Raw genomic sequence first — 8,766 nt, forward strand, 5'->3', positions numbered from 1 at the left:
CTATGACCTCTACTACTACTCGTCGTAAATCCAACACATTTTATGTGATTTTGATTGCTGGTGCTGCTGCCCTCGGCGGTTTTCTGTTCGGTTTTGACACTGCCGTAATCAACGGCGCAGTTGGCGCTCTTTCCAAAGCCTTTAACGCCAACAGTGTGCTAACTGGACTTGCCGTGTCACTGGCATTGTTGGGGTCTGCCATAGGAGCCTTCTATGCAGGGAAAATCGCAGATCGTTATGGTCGAGTCAAGGCAATGATAGCAGCTTCGATTTTGTTTACCATCAGTGCCATTGGCTCCGGGATTGCCTTCGGAATCTGGGATTTTATCTTTTGGCGGCTATTGGGTGGGATTGCAGTTGGTGCTGCTAGTGTAATCGCGCCAGCTTACATTGCGGAGTGTTCTCCCAGCCATTTGCGAGGAAGATTAGGATCTCTGCAACAATTAGCGATCGTAGTTGGGATTTTCATTGCACTGCTATGCGACTACTTTATTGCTGTATCAGCAGGTTCAGCCGAGTCGCCGTTTTTGTTTGGCATAGCCGCTTGGCGCTGGATGTTTTGGACAGAAATTCCTCCAGCTGTACTTTATGGAATGTCAGCTTTAATGATTCCCGAATCTCCCCGATACTTGGTTGCTCAAGGACGAGAACCAGAAGCTGCTAACGTCCTGACCAAGATTTTAGGGGGTGACGTGCTGCCAAAAATCGAAGAAATTCGCCAGACAGTGCTTCGAGAACGCCAGCCTAGATTTTCTGACCTCTTAAGCAGAAATGGTGGACTCCTTCCCATTGTTTGGATAGGAATAGGCTTATCTGTACTCCAGCAATTTGTTGGTATTAATGTAATCTTCTACTACAGCAGCGTTTTATGGCGTGCAGTCGGGTTTTCAGAGCAAGGTTCCCTAACAATCACGGTGATTACAGGAGCCGTAAACATTATTACAACACTGATTGCGATCGCCTTCGTAGATAAATTTGGTCGCAAGCCCTTACTCATACTAGGGTCGATTGGCATGACCTTAACTTTAGGGACGATGGCTTCTATTTTCGGCAATGCTCCCCTAGATGCGGCTGGGAACCCCAATCTCACCGGAAGCGCCGGGACTCTGGCTCTCATCGTAGCCAACCTCTATGTATTTTGCTTCGGTTTCTCCTGGGGTCCAGTGGTTTGGGTACTGTTGGGAGAAATGTTTAACAATAAAATTCGAGCCGCTGCACTTTCAATTGCTGCTGCAATGCAATGGATTGCGAATTTCCTGATTTCCACAACATTTCCTCCCATACTGCAATATTTCGGTCTAGGTTCTGCCTATGGTCTCTATACAATTGCAGCAGCTACCTCATTGTTTTTCATTCTCTTCTTTATTAAAGAAACCAAAGGAATGGAGTTAGAAGACATGTAATTGGCATTTATCTAGTACTGCTGTGCGTAATTCATAGGCAATAGGCAATAGGCAAGGGGAAAGAAGGCTTCCTAGTTGTACCGAGTTTTTTAGAAATCAAATACTAGTCCTATAGCCCGCACTTAAATAGACCAGACTTTACATTTATTTGGGATGCCTGATGCTATTTTTGCAGACATCCGCCCAGGCAGCGATCGCAGGTAAATGATTGTTTTGAGTTGATATTATACTACGACAAGCCGCGCGTAAAATTAAAAGCAAATTGGTATATAGAGCCGGAAAGTGAATATGGCTTAATATTTGTTGCCTATTGCCTATTTGCCTATTTGCCTATTGCTATTAAAAGCAGCAATGAGCAAATCTAAACTCAAAATATGTAACTTGAATGCTGATTAACTCATAACCTGGAAGCTTTGGTTCGAGTCTAATCTCTTTAGTTACAAAGTCACAATTAAACCATTTAGAAGTAATAAGACAATGATTAAAATTATTTTTCATAGCTTTTTTTTCCTGTTTTTAGCAATTCCAGCAGTCTGGGCAGTACCTCCAGAAGATGATTCTAATGCAGCAGATGCTAATGTAAGTTTGCAAGGACAAGTCACCTCAGTTTCCCAGTTTTCTGATGTACAACCAACCGATTGGGCATTTGGTGCATTGCAATCGTTAGTCGAACGCTACGGCTGTATTGCAGGTTATCCTAATTCCACCTTTCGCGGGAACCGTGCTTTAACCCGCTATGAGTTTGCCGCAGGTTTAAATGCTTGTTTGGATCGGATTAATGAGTTAATTGCCACAGCTACTAGCGATTTAGTTAATAAGCAAGACTTGGCAGTAATGCAAAAGTTGCAGTCAGACTTTGCGGCAGAACTAGCAACTCTGCGCGGGCGAGTCGATACCCTGGAGGCACGTACAGCAACACTGGAGGCGCAGCAGTTTTCCACTACTACTAGGCTGAATGCTCAAATTATCACCGCCATTAGTGATACTTTTGGTAATAGGGTGGGTGGTGAAGATGATGATTCCCGTATCTACTTTGCAAATCGGGGTCGTCTCAACTTTGAGAGCAGCTTCACCGGGAAAGATTTGTTACGAGTCCGGCTGGAGTTTGGCAACTTTGCGAATTCTAATGGTACAAGCCAAATTGCCGCAGCCACAGGCACAGGCATGACACGCCTGAACTTCGATTATGACAGCAACAATACACTGATAATTCCCCACGTCCGTTATTACTTCCCAGTCAGTGAGTCTCTTAACTTCGTTGTTGGGCCCACAGGCATTGGTTACACCGATATTTCAACCACCGTCACTCCCCCCACAATCGCTGACGACGGCAATGGGGTTCCCTCACTTTTTGGGTCATATAGTCCCTTATTCCGGCGAGGTGGCGGCGGTGCAGCCGCTAACTGGAATATTAGCAAAGACTTGGTTCTCACCTTGGGTTATTTAGCAAGCAGTCCCAATGTGCCATCGGCGAGCAATGGCTTGTTTGATGGCGGCTACAATGCCCTGGCGCACTTAGCCTATTATGGTGATCAAGGAGCTATTGGTGTTGCCTATTCTCATGGCTATAGCCCCGGTGGAGTAGTTGACCTCGCAGCTGGGACAGGTAGCGTTCTGTCAAACGCTCCTTTTGGCAACAATATTGCTACTTCCAACGATATTGTCGGCGCACAGGGATTTTATCGCTTCTCCCCGAATTTCCAAATCCACGCTTGGGGTGGATATATTTGGGCAAATGCCGAGAACTCTGGTTTGAGTGATATTTCCAATGGCAGGGGTGGAACAGATTCTCTATTTGTAAACAATGGTGACAATGCCAATCTCTGGTTTGGGGCGATTGGGATGTCGTTTCCTGATGTGGGGGGTAGGGGTAACTTGCCGGGAATTCTCTTTGGTATACCACCGCGTGTTTCTAACAGTGATGTTCGTCGAGAAGCAGACACCGCCTATCATATTGAAGCATTCTATCGCTACCGCCTGAATGATAATATCTCAGTTACTCCTGGTTTTTGGGTGATTCTCAACCCGGAAAACGATAGTAGAAATGATACGCAGTATGTGGGTGTGCTTCGTACAACCTTTGATTTTTAACTGAAAACGGATCGGGAGGGAGTGCGGGGCGGGGGGAAAATTCCTCTCCTCTGCACCTTTCTCCCTGGCCGCTGAGTTAACGCGAAATCGGCGGTTAGAAACGGCGTCTACACAAACAAAACCCACACCTCTCTACGAGACGCTACGCGTAGCGTCTCCGAGAGGAGAAGGAACTTGCATTTTTTAAGATATCCATCAGATGGTGGCTTTGATGGTGTTTTACTATTCGATTCATGGAGATGAGGAAGCGATCTCTATTTCTAATAGTTCTGAGAGCGATCGCAGAGTGAGCGATCGCGCAGCGACTCCGCAGGAGTTTCGCCTTTCTCAACTGCTGTGTTAGTTTTCAGATAATCCTGCACCAACTTGCAACCATAAGTCAGTGCATCTAGCTTGAGAATTTGCGGCAAGTTCCAAAGAATGAGCGTGTTGTCATCACCCCCTGAAGCTAGAACACTTCCATCGCGGCTGATTGCAATTTGCCTAATCGCTGCGGTATGGCCTTTCAGGGTAGTTAGTTCTGTACCGTCAAGTTTCCAAAGCTTGACGGTTCCATCTCCACTGCCAGAAGCTAGTATTTTACCGTCGGGACTAAAAGCTATCCCCCAAATTGCAGCTGTGTGACCAATGAATGTTTGCAGCAACTTGCCTTCAAGTGTCCACAGCTTAATGGTATTATCGCCACTTCCAGAAGCAACCATCTTACCGTCAGGACTAAAGGTGACTGTCCATACTACCGCCGAATGTCCGACAAATGTGCTGAGTAACTTACCTTTTAGTGTCCATAGTTTAACAGTACCATCCGCACTAGCAGAAGCAATCAGTTGACCGTCAGGGCTAAATGCAACTTCCCATATTTCGGCTTGATGCCCTTTGAGAATTTGTAGCGTAGTAGTCTGCCAACCCAAAAATGCTAGGTGAGGTCTGGGGAAAGGGTAAAGGGTAAAGGGTAAGGGATTTAAAACCTTTCCCCCTTCCCCCTTACCCTTTACCCCGCCAAGTTCACTTGGCGAACTAGTAGGTTGACCTACACGCCATATCCGAACATTATTGTCAGTATTAGATATGGCGATCGCTCGACCATCAGGGCTTAATAACGCTCCGGTGATTTTGCCATGAGGGTTTTTGTAACTAGCGATTAACGTACCATCTCGCCGCTTGAGTTGTACTGTATCATCTTCACTAGGAAGAGCAATTAACTTGTTATCCTCACTGAAAGAAACCTGGGAGACTGAGCCTTTTTGAGTCAAAGTTTTCTGTAATTTGCCTTGAGGACTCCAAAATTTCACAGTATTTTCGTGGCTGGCTGTGGCGATGGTGGAACTGTCGGAGGCGATCGCTATTGACCAAATCCCGCCTTTATGAGCTATGGCATTCTTTTGGAATGGATTTTCACTCTGCCAAAGTCTCACAAAGTTTTCTGCACCTGCCGAAGCTATAAAGCTACCGTCAGGACTGAAAGTAACTCCCCAAACAGATGCACTATGTCCTCTGAGCGTTCTGCGTTCTATGCCATCAATGTCCCAAAGTTTTATAGTTTTGTCGAGACTAGCAGAGGCAATAGTCTGACCATCGGGACTAAACGCGACTCCCGAAACTCCCGCACTATGACCTTTGAGAGTTTTATGAAGGCGATAACTACCATCTGTGCTGTCTCGCTGCCAAAGTTTGACAGTTGTATCTTCGCTCACCGAAGCAATGGTCTTGCTGTCAGGACTAAAAGCTATTCCCATAACCCAAGCTGTATGACCTTGGAGAGGTTGTAGGGTATTGGCATTCTGCCAACCTGAACTGTTTTGTCTCCAAAGTTTTACTGTCCTGTCTATATTGGCAGCTGCAATGGTCTGGCCGTCAGGACTAAACGCTACTCCCAAAAACCCAGCTTTATAACCTTGAAACGTTCTTACCAAAGTGCCGTCTCGCTTCCAGACTCTCATAGTTGTGTCCCAACTAGTAGAGGCAATAGTTTGACCATCGGGACTAAACGCTACTCCCCAGACTGACGCTGTGTGACCTTTAAATGTTCTTGAAATGCGCCACGATGCGTCTTTGCGATCGCGCTGCCAAAGTTTAATAGTACTATCCTCACTCGCCGAGGCAAGTATCCGACCGTCAGGACTAAATTTAACTGCTCTAACTGCCCCCTGATGACCTTTGAGAGTTGCAATTGCTGTACCATCACGTCGCCAAAGCTTAATTGTTTTATCTATACTGGCTGAGGCAATTAAAGAACTGTCAGGGCTGACATCTACTGCCATAACAGCTGCTGTATGACCCCAAAAACGATTGTACTCATCTGCTCCATAAATTGCTTGTTGCAGTGCATTTTCCACTTGAGGTGCAAGATTTGTATTTGATTTACCTAATTTTTGCAGTCTTTTTTTTGCTTTGATTGCTTCTACAAGTGCATCCAATCTGCGATTTGAGGCAAACAATCCCACAGAAGAAGATACAAGCGCTCGAGTTTCACTGTTTTTGGCTTGAGTTTCACTTTTGCGAGTCTGATGATACAAAACGAAAGTTCCTATTCCCAAATTACTAGAAACGAGCAACCCAATAGTTACTGCAATTAGTAGATATCTCTGCAATAAAGCTGTTTTTTTCTCTTGTGCTAGTCTTGCTTCTATCTCGAAAGCCGTTTTCTTCTCTTGTATGAGTCTTGCTTCTACTTCTTGAAGCCGTGCTGCTTCTAATGCCATTTGTACTTCTTTGCAATCGCATTCAACACTTGCGGCTAAAAATTGATAATCTAAATCGCTCAGGCTCTTGCCTTGTGACCAATTTTGACTATCTTTTAAAGCTTGTCCTCGCAACAGACGCGATTCATCTTTGTAACCCGATGCCACCCAAGCGTTGAATGTTTGCGAGTAGGGGCGGAGATTATCTAGTTGTCTTAACACCCATTGGGCATTAAAAACATTTCGGTAGATAGGATTTTTAATTTTGAGATAGCCGTTGTGTCTCTCTACTAAACCGGACAACAACAGCTGTGTCTGTTCTCGACTATCATCACTTGGAACAGAATGAAGACGCGCAGGGGAGGAGGAGAGTTTTCTACTCTGCTCCCCTACCCCTCTGCTCAAAAGCTCAAAAGCAAAAGCCTCTTCTGCTTGCAATACCTGTTGATAAATACCCAACAACCGTCCTGCCTGTTGTTCGTCGAATAAGAGGCGATCGCGAATAGTACGCAAATGTTCGGGTTCGTCTTGTGACTGCCAATTTTGAATAATCTGCTTAAGCACTAATTGCTCTACCCACAATGCTTCTGTACCTGGAGGTAGGGTAATCTTTCCTCTAGTAGTTTCAAAGGCAACTTCAGTAATTAAGTCACAGAGTTTTTGTGTCAGAAATGGTTGTCCGCCTGTCCAATAAATAACCTCTTGTAATATTGCTTGTGGTTGACTGATTACTTCTTCTAATCCTAAAAGCAAAGGCGTGGATTCATCCAGTCTAAAGCCCTGTAACTCAATTGCTTTACCAAGGTTAAAGGGCGTGCGGCGTTTATCAGCAATCAAGTCGGAGGGACTAGCTACACCAAATAATGCAAATCCCAAGCGTTCAAAGCTTGGGTTATGTGGTCGTAGGTTATAGCACTGACGAATCCAAGCAAAAAAATCGTTAATTGGGAAATTTAAACTCAGCAAGCTATCAATCTCATCAATAAATATAAAAATGCGTTTGGCTTTGCCGTCTTGGAAAGAATCACTTTTGAGATTTGGTAATAAGATATCTTCAACAAATAGCTGTAGTTTTTGCACCGAAGAAATACCTACTTGCATTTCCCACCAGCGCTGAAAGTCAATTTTTGACCCTAATTTTAAGCTATGGAATAAGCTGATAATAATGCCCTTGTACCATTGATCTGGTGTAGTATCTTCAATACCCAGGCGAGTCATATCTAAGTAAACACAGCTATGCCCTTCTTCCTTAAGGCGATAACTTGTGCGTTGTAGTAACGATGACTTGCCCATCTGACGAGAGTTGAAGACATAACAGAAATTGCCAGCTTTCAAGCTGGCATAGAGTTGTTCATCTGCCTGACGGGTAACGTATGTGGGGTCGTCACTACGAAGACTCCCCCCTACTTGATATCTCATATCTAAGTGTGATTATCAAATAGAAACATTAACATAATAATTAGTAATTTGTAGTTGAAGAAGGCAGAAGGCACAGAGCAGAGGGCAGAAGGTTCAGTTTAGAAGGGGATTCAACACCGTACTTAACTGGGGCCACCAAATTTTCAATTTGGTGGGGGTCTTAAACCCTTGCTCCCTACGGTCATGGGCAGAGTGCAAGAATCAGAATTCCCTTCTGCCTCCTGCCCTCTGCCTTTCTTGATAAATTATTGAAAGTAAATATTGTAAATATTACAGCATAGCTTTGTGTAATAATTCAGTTTATTCTATGGAAGTAGTCAAATCCTCTTAACTTCCGCTTTTTTCTTGAAAGAAGGATAACAACTGCGTTGTATGAAAATACCAGAAAAAAGCTAGTATCAATTCTTAGAAAAACCGCAAATTTCAATTTCTTCTTGACTAAAAGTATCCTTCAATATCTTGCGGAGAACACGCTGAATATGAAGATGTTTTCCAGGCTTGACTTTTGTCAGCGTCAGCAGCAATAGATTATTCTCACCAAAGTGTTCTAGTCCAGCTACGCGGGTAGGTTCTAGAACATCCTGTTCATCTGCTTTTAACTGCTGTCCTACCTTCTCAACTACTCTATACACATGATCTAAATTGGAGTCATAAGAAACGCTAACTTCTACCCTTGCATATATATACTGCTTAGAGAAGTTAATAATTGAGCCGATATCCCCATTACGAACAATTTGCAATTGACCATCGGGATGGCGAACGTGAGTAGTTCGTAGTTCAATCGCCTCTACAATTCCCTCAATATTTCTCTCTTCAACTTTGCCGGCTTCGACATAATCACCAACCAAGTAATAGTTTTCAAACAAAATCAAAAATCCACAAACGACATCATTAATCAGGTTTTGCGCCCCAAGACCAACTGCTATACCCACAATTCCTGCACCTGCTAAGATAGGCGCAGGATCAATGCCAATCAGCTTGAGTATAGTTACTCCGCCAGTAAAGTAAACAAAATATTTGGCAAAACTCCGTATTAAGGGAATTAGCGTCAGCCGTTTCTGTTGCTGTGAATCATTTAAATCTGTAGTTTTTAAGTAGAATTCATCCAGGATAAAGTAAACGACTTCAATCAAAACATTGCTAATAAAATAAACCCCAATAATCTGCACAATTCT

Annotated in this window: 4 protein-coding genes; 2 read left to right on the forward strand and 2 right to left on the reverse strand. The window is 44.0% G+C overall.

The annotated features are described in order from the left end of the window. Positions 1 to 2: 2 nt before the first annotated feature. On the forward strand, positions 3 to 1,403 hold the full coding sequence (locus tag VB740_RS04755; RefSeq protein WP_323198913.1) for a sugar porter family MFS transporter: 1,401 nt from the start codon (positions 3 to 5) through the stop codon (positions 1,401 to 1,403). Positions 1,404 to 1,880: 477 nt separating this feature from the next. Continuing rightward, on the forward strand, positions 1,881 to 3,494 hold the full coding sequence (locus VB740_RS04760; RefSeq protein ID WP_323198914.1) for an iron uptake porin: 1,614 nt from the start codon (positions 1,881 to 1,883) through the stop codon (positions 3,492 to 3,494). A 260-nt stretch (positions 3,495 to 3,754) separates the two neighbouring features. Here VB740_RS04760 and VB740_RS04765 read toward each other — a convergent pair whose 3' ends face one another. Then, positions 3,755 to 7,591, reverse strand: coding sequence for an AAA-like domain-containing protein (locus VB740_RS04765; protein WP_323198915.1), 3,837 nt, complete (start codon positions 7,589 to 7,591; stop codon positions 3,755 to 3,757). A gap of 398 nt (positions 7,592 to 7,989) precedes the next feature. Further along, positions 7,990 to 8,766 (reverse strand): mechanosensitive ion channel family protein (locus tag VB740_RS04770; protein WP_323198916.1); only part of this gene is annotated, 777 nt, incomplete at its 5' end.

It is taken from the genome of Nostoc sp. UHCC 0251, from assembly GCF_034932245.1.
In the GTDB taxonomy this organism is placed as follows: Bacteria; Cyanobacteriota; Cyanobacteriia; order Cyanobacteriales; family Nostocaceae; genus Nostoc.